Here is a 19,811-nt window from a genome sequence, read left to right as displayed (position 1 = left end):
GATGACGGAAAAGACCGAACAAAAAACAGATTATCGTGCATTAATGCTGGATGCGTTGCGAAAGATCGATGCGTTAGAGGGAAAGCTTAAAAATGCACAGAACCAACACAAGGAAGCGATAGCCATTGTCGGTATGGGCTGCTGTTTTCCTGGGGCGGAGGCAGGTTTATCGGCGTATCTGGATTTACTGCGAGAAGGCCGCGATGCGATAACGCCGATGCCCGCTTGGCGCTGGCAGGTTGACGATTATTTCGATTCCAACCCTGAACAGCCGGGAAAAATGTATGTTCGGGAAGGCGGTTTTATTGAGCACCTGGACCGGTTCGATGCCGGTTTTTTCGGCATTTCCCCGCGCGAAGCGATGGCAATGGACCCGCAACAGCGCTTATGGCTGGAAGTGTGTTGGGAAGCGCTGGAACAGGCCAATATCGTTCCTGGCGATTTATTTTCCAGTCAAACCGGCGTTTTTGTCGGGGCCAGCAGTTTTGATTTTGCTGCGATCATGGCTAAAAAACTGCCGATCGACCGGATCGATGCTTATCTGGGCACAGGCGCGTCATTAAACATCCTGGCAGGGCGCTTGTCTTATTGGTTAGGATTGACCGGGCCCAGCATGGCCGTCGATACCGCGTGTTCCTCATCGTTGTTGGCTGTCCATAATGCTTGCCAGAGTTTGCGTCTGGGCGAATGCGATATGGCGTTGGCCGGCGGCGTTAATGTTATCTTGGCGCCGGAAACTTACGTTGCATTCAGCCGTGCCGGTATGCTTTCGGCGGAGGCAAGATGCAAGACTTTTGCGGAAAATGCGGACGGTTTTATCCGCTCGGAAGGCTGCGGCGCGATTGTATTAAAACGTTTATCCGATGCTGAAAAACACGGCGATTCCATTTGGGCGGTCATCCGGGGTTCGGCGGTTAACCAGGATGGTGCGAGCGGCGGATTAACCATTCCGTCAGGGCCGTCGCAACAGGCGTTGATTAATACGGCTCTGGCCGCAGCCGGGGTAAAGCCGGAGCAAGTCGGTTACATAGAAACGCATGGCACCGGTACGCCGTTGGGAGACCCGATTGAAATGCGGGCATTGGCGGCCAGCTATGGCAAGAACAGGGATCAAGAACCGGTTTACGTAGCTTCGGTAAAAACCAATCTAGGCCATCTGGAAGCCGCCGCCGGAATTGCCGGTTTAATCAAAGCCGCTTTGTCGTTACATGAAGCTGAAATTTTCCCCCATCTGCATTTTACCCAGCCCAGCTCACATATCGACTGGCAATCCTGGCCGGTAAAAATTCCGCTTGAACGTCAACACTGGCCCGATTCCGGCAAGCCGCGAATAGCCGCGGTCAGTTCTTTTGGTTTAAGCGGCACCAATGTTCATTTAATAGTCGAGCAAGCACCTGAAACCGGACTAAAGCCGTTAAAGCAGCCGGGTTTAAACCTGCTGATTTTATCGACCAAAACCTATCCGGCTTTGCAGCAGTTGGCAGCTGATTATGCCCCGCTATTCAGCCAGAAACAGGCGAATTTGGCCGATATTTGCTACACAGCCAATTCTCGACGCTCTCGATTTAATCATCGGCTGGTGTTAATCGCAGATTCTGCGGATGAATTTAAAACTCAGCTGGAACGATTTGCCGAGTCAGGTGCAGCATCGGGCGCTTATCGGCTTGTCACTAAACCCAAGCAGCGTGTCGGCCTGTTATTTACCGGGCAAGGCTCGCAGTGGGCAGGAATGGCTGCGCAAATGTACGGCTATTATCCCGAGTTTACCGAGCAAGTGGACCAGTGCGATCGGCTATTGCAGCAATTTAGCTCAATCGATCTAAAAAGATTATTGCTCGATAATAGCGCAGAGGAAATTAGCGAAACCGCAAATGCCCAACCGGCTCTATTCGCGTTTGAATATGCCTGGGCAAAGCAATGGCTGGCTTGGGGCGTAAAGCCGGCTTGCCTGATCGGGCACAGTTTAGGGGAATATGTCGCAGCCTGTATTGCCGGCGTATTCGATCTGGAGCAGGGTTTACGCTTGGTTGTTAATCGGGCCCGGTTAATGCAGCAGGCGCCGGGACAAGGCGGCATGGCGGCGGTATTTGCTTCCGCCCGGAAAGTTCAGGCAATGTTGCCGGATTTTCCGGCTTTGGCGATTGCAGCTTATAACAGCGCGGAAAACCAAGTGGTTTCCGGTGAAGAATCCGAACTGATCAAGTTTCTACAAAGCTGTACCGAGCAAGGATTGGAACATACACGTCTTGCTACTTCGCACGGCTTTCATTCATCTTGTATGCAGCCGGTATTGACTGCTTTTGCCGATAAATTGGCCGAAGTTAAATTAAATAGCGCTTCGCTACCGATTGTTTCCAACCTGACCGCAAAACTTGAAACAGGCTGTTATGCAGAGGCCGATTACTGGTTACAACATTTACGACAGCCGGTTCAGTTCCAACAAAGCGTTGATACGCTACAGCAGCAAGGGCTGGACTTGTTAATTGAAATAGGTCCAAAACCCGTGTTGACCGGATTGGTAAGGCAAAATGCGGAGAATATGCCCGTGATCGCGGCTTGCGCTGGCGATAACAGCATTCAAGCGATTAACCAAGCCTTGGCCGACATCGTGGCTGGCGGCCTGGAGCTGGATTGGCAGTCTCTGAATAGCGGCAGGTTGACCGATTTACCGACATACCCTTGGCAACGGCAGCGCTATTGGCCTGAGTGGTTTACCAATCAACCGGTTTCGGTTTCCGATCAACATCCGTTGTGGGGCCAGTGGCTGAGCAGTTCGGCATTGCCTGACAACACCGAAGTGTTCGAGCTTAAATTAACTGCCGCAAACAGGTCTTGGTTAAATCAACATCGGGTTTACGGCTTGCCTGTTGCGCCCATAGCTTTGTTGATAGCTTTAATTTATGAAGCCATGTTCAAGCGCAACGGCCATATGGATTTTGCGATTATTGATTTGGAAATAGAAAGGGCCTTGCTGATTCCGGAGCAAGATTCAATCACACTGCAATTGATATTGACCGATAACGATTCTGTGAAAATATTGAGTCAAAAATCAAAGACCGATACTTGGTTGCAGCATGTTAGCGCTAATCTTCAACAGACAGGTAATACAGCTCAGCCATTTTTATCGTTGGCAGACAACGCAGCCCCGCTTTCAGGGCAACAGTATTATCAATTGTTTGCCGAACATGGCTTGCAATACGGCCCGAGTTTTCAAGGAATTGAACAGCTCTGGCAGCAGCAAAATAAAGCCGTCGCGGAACTCAATGTTCCGCAAATTAACGAACAGCTCGAAGCACCACATCCGGTTTTGTTGGATTTGGCGATGCAGTTAATGGCCGCGGTATTTAAACCAAACAGCGATGGCTTGCGCTTGCCGGTGCGGATCGGGAAGATTCAGTGTTTTAGGCAGGATTTCGCCGACAGCCATTGGATCGGCGGCGAGTTAAACGACGCCGGGCAAGTTGATTTATCACTATTCAACAGCCGGAAACAATTGCAGTTTTCGATAAGCGGTGTGGAAGTCGCAACGGTCAGCGAGAGCCGTTTAAAGCAAATGTTGATGCCGGTCAGCGATTGGGATTACCAGCTCGTCTGGCGGCCGCATGTTGCTACAGCCAATAACACGGTTCGGTCTTGGTTGCTGATCTCGGACAAAGAAAATACAAGCATTGCCGATCAGTTGTTAAGTCAGGGCCATCAAGTTCGCGTACTCGATTTTAAGCAATTTGCCGAAACGGATTTAACCGATGTTGATGAGGTTGTCGATTTAACCGCATTGTCGGTATCGACCGAACCGGCTCAGGCAATGGCAGTCTGTGCGCAGTTGCTGGAGTTATTGCAACGGCTGCAAGGGCATAACGTTCGCTTAACGCTGGTCACTCGGCAGGCGCAGGGCGAATTTTGCCGGCAGCTTAATTATGCCGGAGCTGCATTATGGGGCATGGCCACTGTTTTGTTACAGGAACATGCCGAGCTCAATCCGCGCATCATCGATTCGAATGCGGATCGACAATTGCTAACTGCGTTATTGGATAGTAGCGGCGAACAGCGGTTAATAGCTACCGATCAAGAAATATTCGCTCAACGCTTGCAGCGCTATAAATCAAAAAGCGAAACTCAAATACTCATCGATAGCCAAGCTTCTTACTTGGTGACCGGCGGCTTAGGCGCTTTAGGTTTGGCGACGGCTTGCTGGCTGATTCGCCAAGGCGCCCGTCATCTATATCTAACCAGCCGCCAGCAAAATCCGCGATTACCGGCAGAGCTACAGGCATTGCAACATCAACACGCAGACCTTGAATTGGTTATTTTCCAAACGGATATAACCCAGGCGCAGGCAGTCGAACAACTGTTTGCCGACATCACTCAATCTGGCAGGCCGTTAAAAGGCATCATTCATTGCGCGGGCTTTAGCGACGATGACCTGCTGTTGAACCAATCGGCCCAACGCCTGGAACAGTTGAACCGGGTAAAACTGCAAGCGGCGGCGTTGCTTGATAAAGCTTCGCGGCCAATCCCGCTGGACTTTTTTTGGCTGTATTCCTCGTTGAACGCTTTGTTAGGCAATATAGGGCAGGGAGCCTATGCAGCAGCCAATGCGGCGATGGATGCGCTGGCGTGGCAACGAAACCATGAAGGTTTTCCGGCGCTAAGCATAAATTGGGGGCCCTGGCAAAACGGCATGCAGCAGCAAAGCAGCGATGCGATGCGTGAGTTTTGGCAGCAGTCGGGTTTGGGCTTGATCGATGAAGAGAGAGCCGGGGCAGTTCTGGACCAACTGATCAATAGGCAAAACGGACAAGTTTGCATTGTGAATTTCGATTGGCAAAAAGTCTCCAAGAGCCTGTCTTATAGCGCGGCTCCGGGCTTACTGAAAGAGCTGGTTCCGGCTAACAATGTGGCGATGGCTATCAATACTGCCGAATATTTGGAGCGGTTGCGGATGGCCGAGCCTGAGCAAATCAGGGAGCTATTGGCCGACTGGGTTAAGCAGCAGCTGGCGCAGATATTAAAACTGCCAATATCGCAGCTTGAGTTGGGCAGCTCTTTAAGCTCGCTGGGTTTGGACTCATTGGCGGCGGTTGAGTTTCGCTCGTTGATGCGTAAAACCCTGCAAACCGAAGTGCCGGTCAGTCAATTATTGCAAAGCGATGGTTGGGGCTTGATCGATTATCTTGAAAACAGCTTGTCGCAGTCGGGGCAAGCTATCGCCGAACCTATAAACGAAGATGAAGACATGCTGGAGGGCGAACTTTGAGCCTACAAGGATTGATGCAAAAACTGGCTGATAATCGGGTCGAAGTTTGGTTGGAAGACGGTAAATTACGTTATCGAGCCCCCAAGCAGTCGATGACGGAAGCGCTGATGGCCGAGCTTAAAGCCAATAAACAGGCGCTGATAGATTATTTAGAAGCCCAGCAACAACAGCCTTTTGCGTTGACTTACGGGCAGCGGGCTTTATGGTTTTTGCACCAAACCGCACCGAACAGCGCGGCCTATAACGTAGCCTTTTCAGCCAGGATTCTTTCCGCTGTCGATACTGACAAAATGAATCAGGCTTTGTCGTATTTAGCCGAACGGCATGCAGCGCTCAAATTACGCTTCCGGGAACAGGCCGGGGAACCGGAGCAGTTTATCAGCCCTGAAGCAGCCGTGGATTTTCAGCTTATAGATGCAGCTGACTGGGATGATGAGGCGTTACAACAACAGGTTAACCAGAGTTACGAAACACCGTTCAATCTGAATAACCAGCAGCCTTTGTTTAGAGTGCGTTTGTTTAAGCGTTCGCCACAGCAATATGTGTTGCTGCTTGTTTTTCATCATATCATTGGCGACGGCTGGTCGTTATGGCTGTTACTGGATGAACTGGCGCAGGTTTATTCGGCGTTAGCTGCCGGTCGGCAGCCCGAATTACCGGCGTTGTCATCATCATATCGCCAGTTTGCCGAACAACAGGTAGCCCGCGTGGATTCGGGAGAGCTGGAGCAGGATTGGCATTACTGGCGCGACAAATTTGCCCAAACACCGCCTTTATTAAGCTTGCCTGCCAAGCGGCCTTTCCCGGCTCAGCGCAGTTATCAGGGGGCTTCGTACCCGCTACGGATAGATAGCCGGACACTGGTCGCTTTGAAATCCCTGACTGCCGAGTTAGGCGTCACCTTATATGTGTTACTGCTTTCGGCCTATCAGTTATTGCTGCATCGTTGCGGCGGCCAGCAACAGCTCTGTGTCGGTACGCCGCTGGCCGGCCGGGATGACGATCGTTATGCCGAGGTCGTCGGCTATTTCGTTAATCCGCTGCCGTTGCTGTCCGAATTAAACGCAGAGCAAACGGTCGCGGATTTTATTAAAGCCTGTCGTCAGGAAGTGCTCTCGGCGATGGCGCATCAGGCATTTCCTCTGGCTCTGGTTTTGGAGCGACTGTCGTTGTCGCGCGACACCAGCCGCCCGCCATTATTTCAGGCCGCTTTTGTGTTCCAGCAACTGCAAAAAGCGCAGCAGCTTCTCGATACGAATAGCAGCGACCATGCGGCGGACAAAACCGTGGATTGGGGCGGTTTGTCATTGGCGCCGTATACGTTGTTTCAGCAGGAAGGGCAGTTCGATTTGTCCTTGGAACTGATGGAAGCGGGAGGCGATTTAATCGGCTCGATTAAATTTAATACCGATATATTGGATGTTGATGACGCAGAAAGGCTGGCCGATTATTACCTGAATATCCTGAAGCATCTGCCCGACTACAAGGACAGTAAAGCCGTTCTTGTGCCCTTGTTGAACAAGGATTACCAACAGCAATTATTACGAACTTGGAACGACACTTCTTATAGCTATCCGGATACCCTGATCCCGGAACTGTTAAGCCGTCAAGCGCAGCAGACCCCGGACGCGATAGCGCTGGTCTATGAACAATCTCAATTGTCGTATGCCGAACTGGAGCAACGCAGCAACCAATTGGCGCATTATTTAAGGCAGCAGGGCGTCGGCATCGAAAGCCTGGTTGCGGTGTGCATGGAGCGCAGTTTGGAGATGGTGATCAGCCTGCATGCGATCGTCAAGGCCGGGGCCGCTTATGTGCCGTTGGACCCGGATTATCCGCAGGAACGGCTCGATTACATGATTGTCAATGCGGGCGCTGAGCTCTGCCTGACGCAACAAGCCCTGACCGGCAAACTCGGCAATTATCCGGGCCGATTGTTGTGCGTCGAAACGCTGCAAACAGAGCTTGCACAGCAGTCAAGTACAGCACCAACGCTTAAGCTACAGCCGGATAACATCGCCTACCTGATCTACACCTCCGGTTCGACCGGACAACCCAAAGGCGTCGCGAACAATCATCAAGCGCTGGCAAACCGGATCAACTGGATGCAGCTTGCTTACGGCCTGAGCTGGCAAGACACCGTGCTGCAAAAAACCCCGTACAGCTTCGACGTGTCGGTCTGGGAATTCTTCTGGCCGTTGATCACCGGCGCCAAGCTAGTCATCGCCAAACCGAACGGGCACAAAGACAGCCACTACCTGGCGCAACTGATCCAAACCCGGCAGATCAACACCCTGCATTTCGTGCCGTCGATGCTGCAAGCGTTTATCGAAGAGCCGGAAGCGGCCCGTTGCGCCAGTTTAAAACGCATCATTTGCAGCGGCGAGGCCTTGCCGTTAAGCCTGCAACAGCAAGTCTACAGCAAACTCGATGCGCAACTGTACAACCTGTACGGCCCGACTGAAGCGGCGATCGACGTCAGCGAATGGCATTGCAGGCCGGACGACACCGCCAGCAGCATCGTGGCAATCGGCAAGCCGATCGACAACATCCAACTGTATATTTTGGACAGCCAACTGCAACCGGTTCCGGTCGGCGTGTCCGGCGAACTGTACATCGCCGGCATCGGCTTGGCACGCGGCTATCACCGCAAAGCCCAATTGACCTCCGAGCGCTTTATCCCGAACCCGTTCGGACAAGGCGAGCGGATGTACCGCACCGGCGATATTTGCCGTTACCGTACCGATGGCGTGATCGAATATCAGGGCCGCGAAGACGGTCAAGTCAAGCTCAGGGGATTCAGGATTGAGCTCGGCGAAATCGAAGCCGTGCTGAAAAAGCATCTGGCCGTGCAAAATTGCGTGCTGACAGCGGATCAATTCAGGGGCGAGAAAGCCTTGCTAGCTTATATAACGCTGCATGAAGACGTCGAAAATACGTCCGCGCTGATCAAGCAAATACGCGAATTCATGCAGGGATTCTTGCCCGATTACATGCTGCCGGCCGGTTTTATGGTGTTGCCTGCGTTGCCTTTATCCAATAACGGTAAAGTGGATCGCAAGGCGTTGCCGGCAATGGAACTGGTCAGTTCGGATGAACAGCGGACAGCGCCGGAAAACGACGTTCAGCAACGGATAGCCGACATTTGGCAACAATTATTAAAGCACCGGGATTTTGGCATCCATACCAATTTTTTCCATGTCGGCGGCCATTCATTGCTGGCCTTGCGGCTGATTGCCAAATTGACGGAAGCTTTTCAGACCAAGCTCAGTATAGAAGATGTGTTTAATCATTCGTCTATAGAGGGATTAAGTCGGTTGCTAGATGTCGAACATCAACATTACCAAGCATGGCCTGCTATTAAAGTTCAGCATCGGGATCATGCGCCGCTGGCTTTTTCCCAGGAGCGCTTATGGTTTGTAAACACGCTGGAAAATGCGGCGGGTGTTTATCATATTCCGCTGGCTTTTCATTTGCGTGGGCAACTGAATAAACCGGCATTGACCGGGGCAATTGAAGACTTGGTCAACCGGCATCAGGCGCTACGCACAAAAATAGTGGGCAATGGCCATTCGTTGGAACAACAGGTTTTAGCCGATGTCGACCATTCGGTCAGCTGTTATTCCGAAGATCAAGTCAAGGCCCAGGGGCTTGAGCATATCGTTCGACAGGAAGCCAATGCGACTCTGGATTTGTCAATAGGGCAGGTGTTTAAAGCAGCATTATTGGATGTCGATGAGCAGCACAGCCTGTTATTGCTGGTCATGCACCACATTATTTCCGATGGCTGGTCGGTTAATGTGTTGCTGCAGGATTTATCGGCTTTGTATCGGCAACATGTGCAAAATAGCCAAACTCAATTGCCGGAGTTGCCGGTGCAATATACCGATTACTGTCGTTGGCAAAGACAGTTAAGCGACGAAGGCTGGTTTAATCTGGCACGGGACTATTGGCTGGCGGCCTTGCAGGATGCGCCGACTACCTTAGTCTTAAATTACGATCACAGCCGCCCGATGCTGCCCAGCTTTCGCGGCGCGATGCAGTTTAGCCAAATTCCAGCCCAAACCCGTGCAAGTTTGCAAGCTTATGCAAAGCAGCGCGGGGCGACCGATTTTATGTTGCTGCTGAGCGCATTTTCCGTGCTGCTTTATCGTTACAGCGGGCAGCTGGATTTTATGATCGGCACGCCGGTTGCGAACAGGGATAAAGTGGAGTTGCATGATCTGGTCGGGCTGTTCGTCAATACGTTGTTAATGCGGATTAAGATTGATTCGAACCAAAGCTTCGAGCAGTTGCTCGATGTGGTCAAGACAACCGCTATGGGTGCTTATGAACATCAATATTACCCTTTTGAAGGTTTAGTCGAGGCCTTGCAGCCGGAACGAAATTTGGCGGTTACGCCGTTATTTCAAGTGATGTTTGTTTATCAGGGACAGGAACAGCAAGCTTTTTCATTAGCCGGTTTAGATGTACAGCCAATGGTCTTGCCCAGTGCAACGGCCAAGTGCGATCTGACTTTATATGTGACCGAAGAAGGCGATGATTGGTCGCTGGCGATGGAATACAGTACGGATTTATTTGAGCAGGCCAGCATTGAACAGCTATTGTCGGCGATGGCGACAGTGCTGGATGCGGTCGCCAAGAACCCCGCTTTGCCGCTTGCTCGAATTTCGGTATTAACGACAGCGCAACAAACAAAAGTTTTAAAAGATTGGAACGCCACCGATTACAGCTATCCGGACAGCCTGATCCCGGAACTGCTAAGCCGCCAAGCGCAGCAAACCCCGGACGCGGTAGCGCTGGTTTTTGAACAAGCACAATTGACTTATGCCGAACTGGAGCAGCGCAGCAACCGGCTCGCGCATTATTTAAGACAGCAAGGCGTCGGCATCGAAAGCCTGGTTGCGGTGTGCATGGAGCGCTGCCTGGAGATGGTGATCAGCCTGCATGCGATTGTCAAAGCCGGCGCCGCTTATGTGCCGTTGGACCCGGATTACCCGCAGGAACGGCTGGACTATATGATCCAGAATGCAGGAGCCGAACTCTGCCTGACCCAGCAAGCCCTGACCGGCAAACTCGGCGATTATCCGGGCCGCTTGCTGTGCATCGAAGTCCTGCAAACCGAACTGGCACACTACCCCGGTACTGCTTTGGAACTGAAGCTACAGCCGGACAATATCGCCTACCTGATCTACACCTCCGGTTCGACCGGACAACCCAAAGGCGTCGCGAACAACCACCAGGCGCTGGCGAACCGGATCAACTGGATGCAGCGTGCTTACGGCCTGAGCCGGCAAGACACTGTGCTGCAAAAAACCCCGTACAGCTTTGACGTTTCGGTTTGGGAATTTTTCTGGCCGTTGATCACCGGAGCGAAACTGGTCATCGCCAAACCGAACGGGCATAAAGACAGCCATTACCTGGCGCAACTGATCCAAACGCAGCAGATCAACACCCTGCATTTCGTGCCGTCGATGCTGCAAGCCTTTATCGAAGAGCCGGAAGCGGCCCGTTGCGCCAGCCTGAAACGCATCATCTGTAGCGGCGAGGCGCTGCCGTTAAGCCTGCAACAGCAAGTCTACAGCAAACTCGATGCGCAGTTGTACAACCTCTACGGCCCGACCGAAGCGGCTATCGACGTCAGCGAATGGCATTGCCGGGCGGACGATACGGCAAGCAGCATCGTGGCCATCGGCAAACCGATCGACAATATCCAGCTATACATCCTGGATAGCCAACTGCAACCGGTTCCGGTCGGCGTGTCCGGCGAACTGTATATCGCCGGTATTGGTTTGGCGCGCGGCTATTACCGCAAAGCCCAACTGACCGCCGAGCGCTTTATCCCGAATCCGTTCGGGCAAGGCGAGCGGATGTACCGCACCGGCGACATCTGCCGTTACCGCGCCGATGGCGTGATCGAATACCAGGGCCGCGAAGACGGCCAAGTCAAGCTCAGAGGCTTCAGGATAGAGCTGGGCGAAATCGAAAGCGTACTCAAGCAGCATCCGGGTATTCAGGATGCCGCGGTCAAAGTCTGGGAACAAGGTCAAAGCAAGCGGTTGGTCGCTTATCTGGTTAGCAAAACAGAGGACCTGGACGAAGCGGTCAAGCACCAGGTGCAGCAACTGCCGGACTACATGCGCCCGAGCCAATACGTCAGGCTGGAGCAACTGCCGTTGACAGCCAGCGGCAAACTGGACAGAAAAGCCCTGGCCGAGCCCGAAATCAAAGTACAGCAGCAGTACACAGCGGCGCGGAATGCGCTGGAGCAAACGCTGGTCGACATCTGGCAGGAGGTCTTAAAACAAGACCGTATCGGCATCGACGACAACTACTTCGAGCTGGGCGGCGATTCGATTTTAAGCATCCAGATTGTCGCCAGGGCCAGACAAGCCGGTCTTGACCTGCGGGTTGAAGATTTATTCCTTGGGCAAACCATTTCAGAACTGGCCGGATTGACCAAACAAACCGGGCAACAAGCCATTAAGGTGAATACGGTCAGCGATCAACTGCCATTGTCGCCGACCCAGGAAGGGATGTTGTTTCATGCTTTGTATGAAGACGATAAAGCGGTTTATTGTCAGCAGATAGCATTGGAATTTAGCGGACATGTTCAAGCCGATCTTTTTAAGCAGGCTTGGTGGGCGGTTTTTGAGCAGCATGAATCGTTAAGACGCGTGTTCATCTGGCAGGACACAGACAAGCCTTATCAGGCCTTAAACGAAACCGGCTTTTGCTCCTGGCAGGAACTGGATTGGAGCGGCCTGCCGGTTAGTGAACAGCAGCAAAAACAAGCCGAGCTGCAAACAGAGCAGGCAGCTCAAGGCTTTGATGTTAGCCGTGGGCCGTTGTCGCACTTAACCTTAATCAAACTGGCTGAGCAGCACTATTACTTGCTCTGGAGTTACCATCATTTATTGATGGATGGCTGGTCTTTGCCGTTGGTGTTAACCGAGGTGGCTCAGCAGTATCAGGCTTTGCTGGCAGGGCAGGCTTACCAGCCCAAGCCGACGCGGCCTTTTGCCGATTATATCCATTGGCTTGCCGAGCAGGATCAACGCCCCTCGATTGAATATTGGCAGCAACAGTTATCGAAGATTCAGGCTGCAACGGCGCTGCCTTGTGTCGAGCAGAAAGCAGGGACGGGTTACGCCGATCAAGTCATGGTATGGGATGCCCAACTAAGCCAGGACATTAAAGCCTTCGTCAAACAGCAACGCACAACTTTGGCGGTATTGTTACAGGCGGCCTGGGCGTTAATCCTGAACAGGTACAGTTCCGAGCAGGATGTTGTTTTTGGCATGACCGTGTCCGGCCGTCCTCCTGAGCTACCGGGCATAGAGTCGGTAGTCGGCTTGTTTATCAACACCATTCCGGTCACGGCGCATATCGATGACCAGCAGGTTGGCGATTGGCTGCAATCGTTAACTGCCGAACAGTTCAAGCGCGATGCGCATGCTTATCTGCCGCTGAATAAAATCATTGAATGCAGCGGGCTGAGCGCCGGGCAGTCTTTGTTCCAGAGTTTGCTGGTGCTGGAAAATTACCCGTTGGAAGCTGGTTTGCTAAACGCTGACAACAGCGCTTTGAAGATCACCGATGTTCATTTTAAAGAACAAACCAATTACCCGTTAACGCTGGTAATTGTGCCGGGCGAGCGACTGCACATTAAAGCCATGTACCAAGCGGAGGTTTTTGCTGCCGAGACCATTAGCCGAGTGCTGGGGCATTTTAAATTGGCGCTGAATTTTTTATTGGCATCCGGCAACAAGAGTTTGGCTGATTTTCAATTGGTGCAGGCTCAAGAGAGAGAGCTATATATTGACCATTGGAACGAGACTAATTATAGCTATCCGAGCAGCCTGATCCCTGAACTGTTAAGCCGCCAAGCGCAGCAAACCCCGGACGCGATAGCGCTGGTTTATGAGCAAACAGAACTGACTTATGCCGAACTGGAACAGCGCAGCAACCGGCTCGCACATTATTTAACGCAGCAAGGCGTCGGTATCGAAAGCCTGGTTGCGGTGTGCATGGAGCGCAGCCTGGAGATGGTGACCAGCCTGCATGCAATCGTCAAGGCCGGGGCCGCCTACGTGCCGTTGGACCCGGATTACCCGCAGGAACGGCTCGATTACATGATCGCCAATGCAGGTGCTCAACTCTGCCTGACTCAACAAGCCCTGACCTGCAAACTCGGCGAGTATCCGGGCCGGTTGCTGTGCATCGAAACGCTGCAAACGGAACTTGAGCAGCAGCCAAGTACAGCACCAACGCTTAAGCTACAGCCGGATAATATCGCCTACCTGATCTACACCTCCGGTTCGACCGGTCAACCCAAAGGCGTCGCGAACAACCATCAGGCGCTGGCGAACCGGATCAATTGGATGCAGCGCGCTTACGGCCTGAGTCAACACGATACCGTGCTGCAAAAAACCCCGTACAGTTTCGACGTCTCGGTCTGGGAATTCTTCTGGCCGTTGATCACCGGTGCGAAACTGGTCATCGCCAAACCGAACGGTCACAAAGACAGCCACTACTTGGCGCAACTGATCCAGGCACAGCAGATCAATACCCTGCATTTCGTGCCGTCGATGTTGCAAGCGTTTATCGAAGAGCCGGAGGCGGCCCGTTGCTCCAGCCTGAAACGTATCATCTGTAGCGGTGAGGCGCTGCCGTTAAGCCTGCAACAGCAAGTTTATGGCAAGCTCGATGCGCAACTATACAACCTATACGGCCCGACCGAAGCGGCGATCGACGTCAGCGAATGGCCTTGCCGGGCGGACGATAAGGCTAGCAGTATCGTGGCAATCGGCAAACCGATCGACAACATTCAGTTATATATCCTGGACAGCCAACTGCAACCGGTTCCGGTCGGGGTGTCCGGCGAGCTTTACATTGCCGGTATTGGTTTGGCGCGGGGCTACCACCGCAAAGCTGGGCTTACCGCCGAGCGTTTTATTCCAAACCCGTTCGGACAAGGCGAGCGGATGTACCGCACCGGCGACATCTGCCGTTACCGGGCCGACGGCGTGATCGAGTACCAGGGCCGCGAAGACGGCCAAGTCAAGCTCAGGGGATTCAGGATAGAGCTGGGCGAGATCGAAAGCGTGCTGAAACAGCATCCGGATATTCAGGATGCCGCAGTCAAAGTCTGGGAGCAAGGCCAAAGCAAACGGTTGGTTGCCTACCTGGTCAGCAAAACAGAGGACCTTGACGAAGCGGTCAAGCATCAGTTGCAGCAACTGCCGGACTATATGCGCCCGAGCCAGTATGTCAGACTGGATAAACTGCCGTTAACGTCCAGCGGCAAACTGGATAGAAAAGCCCTGGCCGAGCCGGAAATCAAGGTTCAGCAGCAGTACACACCAGCGCGGAATGAACTGGAACAGACGCTGGTTGACATCTGGCAGGACGTCTTGAAGCAGGACCGTATCGGTATCGACGACAACTACTTCGAGCTGGGCGGCGATTCTATTTTAAGCATCCAGATTGTCGCCAGGGCCAGACAGGCAGGAATTAGCCTGGATTTAAAACAGATATTCGTCGCCCAAACGATTGCCGTTTTGGCTGAATCCGCCAGCGTGGCCGAGCAGTTTACGGCTGAGCAGGGTCTGGTCATGGGTTCGGTTCCTTGCACGCCGATACAGCATTACTTTTTTTCCACGGTTCAGCAGGATGCACAGCATTTTAACCAGTCGGTGTTGTTGGAAGTTTCGCCGGATATGGACCCGGCTGCCTTGCGGCAAGCGCTGGCAACACTGCTGGAACATCATGATGTATTGAGAATGCAGGTCAGGCAACTGCATCCTGCACAGTTATTTATTCCGGCCGATTACGACGTTGGCCGCGTGCTGCAATTAAAAACCTTCACCCAGGCCGCAGATTTAACCGGGCAGGCCGGCAAGGTGCAAGCCTCGTTTGAGTTAACCGGATCGCCTTTATTACGAGTAGTATTGTTCACACCGGCCGATAAAAACAGCCTGGGCCGTTTATTGCTAGTGCTGCATCATTTGCTGGTGGACGGCGTGTCCTGGCGTATCTTGCTGGAAGATTTGCATCGAGCTTACCAGTCAGCGGGCAAGCAGCAGCAAGCCCGGTTGCCGAAAAAAACTACGGCATTTATCGATTGGGCAGCGCGGTTCAAGCAATGGTCGCAGACTTTACCTGACCAAGATTATTGGCTGCGCTATTGCCAACAGCAATTTGCGCAACTGCCGCTGGATCATTCGGTCGATCAAACGATAACGCTGGCGGACACTAAGGTTCAGCAACTGCATTTGGACAGCGATATAACCCGTGCATTGATGCAAGCGCCCAGGGCATTGCAAGTCAGTGTGGAAGAAGTTTTACTGGCCGCTTTGCTGGAAAGCTTATGGCAATGGTTGGGCAAGAAAACCTTGTCGATTGAACTGGAAGGTCATGGCCGGGAAAATTTATTTGCCGATTTGGACGTTTCCAGGACGGTCGGATGGTTTACTACGCTGTTTCCACTGGCAGTCGAGGCAAATCACGATATGGCGCTGACGGCAGTTAAATCGGCATTGCGCGATTTGCCCAATAGAGGCTTGAGCTACGGCGCGCTCCGGTATTTAACCGATCAAACAGGGTTGCAGCAGCAACTGCAAGCAGCCGAGCAGCGCAGCACCGGCATTCGCTTTAATTACCTGGGGCGTTTTGAGAATGCTGAGCAGGATTCGGTGTTCATCGGGCAGGCGCAAGAACTGCGTGGCGAAGAGCGTTCCGGTAAACAGGCATTTGGTCTGCTGATGGATTTTAACAGCGCCGTACATCAAGATTGTCTGCAACTGGATTTACGTTACAGCCCATTACAGTTCAATAGCGAGACCATCGAACAACTACTGGCCGGTTTTAAACAACAATTAATTCAATTGCTGCGTCCTGTTACAGCGGATCAATCATCGCATTTCGCTTTGGCTAAGTTAAGTGAACAACGGTTAAAAAATATTGCCGAACGCGGCACGGTACAGGATATTTATCCTTTATCGCCGTTGCAGCACGGCCTGTTATTTCATAGTGTTTATGCGCAGCAATCCAGCAGCTATCTGCAACAGGTCAGTTGGCATTTTAACGGCGAGTTGAATGTCGAATTATGGCGCGAGTCATGGCAACAACTGATACAGCGGCATCCGATATTGAGAACCGGTTTCGATTGGCTGGGAGCAGAGCAACCGCTGCAAGTGGTTTTTGAACAGGCACCGTTCGCTTGGCAGGACATCGATTACAGCAATGAAGATCAAGCGACACAACAGCAATTGGTGGACAGCTTTTTACAGCAGGACAAGCAGTTGCCGTTCGATATTAAAGCCGCGCCGCTGCTGCGCTTTGCACTGTTACGCCTGGGCGCTACGCATTCGGTTTTTGTCTGGAGCTATCATCACATCCTGCTGGACGGCTGGAGCCTGCCGAAACTGATTGAAGATATATTCAGTCTTTATGCAGCCAAAGTGACCGGTCAACAAGTGCAGTTGCCGGAGCGCAGACCGTTCCATGATTATATTGCCTGGCTACAGGATCAAGACAGCAACGCGATGGAAACTTACTGGCGCAACCGGCTCAACGGTTTTAGCGATGTAAACAAGCTGGCTATCGATCTGGGCGGCGACAGCCATATCCAACAAACAGAATTTAACCAATCGGCAGTAGTTCTGGATCAGGATTTTACCGCCGCGATTAACGGTTTCGCCCAACAGCAGCGGGTAACGGTCAATATTGTCTTGCAAGCGGCTTGGGTGGTTTTGCTAAGCTGTTATTGCAGCAGCCGGGATGTTTTATTCGGGCTTACCGTTTCGGGCCGTCCAGCCGGCTTGGATCAAGTAGGCGATATGCTCGGTTTGTTTATCAACACCGTGCCGGTGCGTGCGCAGCTAGCAGTCGATCAGACCTTGGAACAGTTATTACAACAGTTAATGATCGAAAGCCTTGAACGCGAGCCTTTCAGTTATGTGCAATTGGCCGAACTGCAACGCTGGAGTCAGGTGCAAGCCGGTCAGGGCTTATTCGACAGCTTGTTTATTTTCGAGAATTATCCGATGGATGAAACCCTGGATAAGCAGTCGTCGGTATTGCAGCTGAATAATTTTCAAGTCTATGAACAGACCGACTTGCCGTTGACCCTGCTGATTACCCCCGGAAAGCAATTAGCGCTGAAAATATCTTATCAACAGCAGCGCTTTGAGGCTCAGGCCGTACAGCGTCTTTTGGAACACTTCCAAGGCATTATCGAACGCATGATAAGCGCCCCTCAGAGCTTGTTGACCGGTATCGGCCTGCTTCAAGCAACGGAGCGGCAACAGCTTCTGTTGAGCAACGATAAGGCTGTCGACCAGCAATGCCTGCCCGGACTTTGTCTGCATCAATTAATTGCCCAACAGGCGCAGCAGTCGGCCGATAAAGTCGCGGTGCAATTCGCCGATTGGCAATTGACTTATGCCCAGTTGGAGCAACAGTCCGACTTGCTGGCGCTACAGTTACTGGCTTTGGGAATCACGACCGAAAGCATTGTCGCGATCTGTATGCCGCGCTGCGTTGAAATGCCGGTTGCGTTGCTGGCGGTGTTAAAAACCGGCGCGGCTTACTTGCCGTTGGATCTTAATCTACCGGCAAAGCGCATGCAGTATATGGTTGAGGATTCCGGTGCCGTGCTGGTGCTGGTTAAGGGCCAGACGGACCTGGAGTTTCCGGTTAAGGCTCAGGATGTCGGTCAGTTATTGGCGAATCGAAACATCGAAACGCAACGGCTTCAAGCTAAAGTCAGCCCGGATAATCTGGCTTATGTGATTTACACTTCCGGCTCGACCGGCAAGCCCAAAGCGGTTCAGGTCAGTCATAAAAATATCGTTAACTTTATGCTGACCATGGCGGACAAGCCCGGCATCAATGCCGATGACCGTTTGCTGGCCGTGACTACTCTGGCGTTCGATATTGCCGCGCTGGAATTGTATTTACCGTTAACGGTGGGGGCGACTGTGGTGCTGGCTGACAGTATGCAAAGCGCTGACGGGCATACCTTACAGGGCTTATTGCAACAGCATGACATTACCGTGATGCAAGCCACGCCGGCAAGCTGGCGATTGCTTCTGGCTTCCGGCTGGCAGGGTAATGCGCATTTTAAAGTCTTATGCGGCGGCGAAGCTTTGCCGATTAACCTGGCCGAACAGTTACAGCGTTGCGCTGGCCAAGTCTGGAATGTGTACGGCCCGACTGAAACCACCGTCTGGTCCAGCCGTTGTTTGTTAAACGGTGCGGATAAAGTGAAGTTGGGTGAGCCGTTAGCCAATACCCGGCTTTATATTGTCGATGAAAACATGAACCTGCTACCGGCCGGTTTTCCCGGCGAGTTAATGATCGCCGGGGAAGGCGTGGCGAGAGGTTATAAGAACCGCGCCGATTTAACTGCCGAGCGTTTTATACCCGATCCGTTTTCAGGTTCAGGCGAGCGGATGTATCGCACCGGCGACCAAGTCGTGCGCCATGAAGACGGCAGTATTGAATATTTGGGGCGCCTGGATTTTCAGGCTAAAATTCGGGGCTATCGTATCGAGCTCGGTGAAATTGAAGCCCGTCTGGAAGACCGGCCGGATATCGACCAAGCCGTGGCCGTCGTGGATCAAAGCCGGGAAGATAATCAGCAATTGCTGTCCTATTACCGGGGACAGCCTTTAACGCCGTTCGAGTTGCGCGATTATCTGTCGGAATATCTGCCGGCTTATATGTTGCCGACCGAGTTTATTCATGTGCAGACGTTTGCGCTGACTCATTCCGGCAAAGTGGATCGGAAGGCTTTGCCTAAACCTCAACGAACCGGCTCGCTGAGCCCTTCCGCGAATCAGCCGCAAACGCAAACCCAGAAACAGTTGCAGGACATCTGGCGACAGGTTTTACAGCGTGAAGATTTCGGCACAGAGGATAATTTTTTCGATTTGGGCGGACATTCTTTGTTGTTAATGCAAGTTTGGAATTTGCTGCAACAACAGAACAAGGTTGTGCAAACCGTCGATTTATTCCGTTATCCGAGCATAGCCAAACTGGCTGCGTACCTGGACAGCGCGGGATCGGATTTGCCTGACGATTCTGTCACGCGGGCAGAGCAAAAAGCGCAGCGGCAAAAAACCGGTCGACGTAGAAAATAAAATAAATATTTAGCCACAGATTGGCGCAGATGCACACTGATAAACTGACGGCAACCGCTATCAAGATGAGAAGAGCAATCCGTTTAATCCGCGTTGAATTGTTGCGATAGGCAGTATTTCTCCCGTTTGCCGCGCCGAGCACCGGAGCTTTCGACGGGAATTGCCCGCAGGGGCGCTGCATGGATGCAGCGCGTTGCCAGAGGGCCAAGGATGGCCCTTCTGGCAACCCCCGTCGAAAGTGAGGAGCGCAGGATTCAAGCGGCAACGGGTCGCCTTTTCTTTGGTTACTTTCTTTTGGCGAAGCAAAAGAAAGTAACTCGCTTTCGGGTGCGAGAACCCGATTTAAATAATCGTCGCGCTAGCGACACCTAATACTAAAGCAATTTAAATTCGACTGACTGCAT

At 52.4% G+C, this 19,811-nt stretch carries 2 protein-coding genes; both read left to right on the top strand.

Annotated elements, in window-relative coordinates; all coding sequences use genetic code 11:
* Position 1 precedes the first annotated feature (1 nt).
* Positions 2 to 5,257: a type I polyketide synthase gene (locus tag EPO18_RS17910; RefSeq protein ID WP_292435715.1), complete on the top strand. Its 5,256-nt coding sequence runs from the start codon at positions 2 to 4 to the stop codon at positions 5,255 to 5,257.
* The gene (locus EPO18_RS17905; protein ID WP_292435713.1) at positions 5,254 to 19,407 is read left to right on the top strand and encodes a non-ribosomal peptide synthetase; all 14,154 of its coding nucleotides are present in this window, start codon (positions 5,254 to 5,256) and stop codon (positions 19,405 to 19,407) included. Before EPO18_RS17910 ends, EPO18_RS17905 begins: the two co-directional genes overlap by 4 nt.
* Positions 19,408 to 19,811: the final 404 nt, after the last annotated feature.

It is taken from the genome of Methylobacter sp. (genome assembly GCF_004322395.1).
GTDB lineage: Bacteria > Pseudomonadota > Gammaproteobacteria > Methylococcales > Methylomonadaceae > Methylobacter_A.
This window is presented reverse-complemented; position numbering and strand designations above follow the sequence as displayed.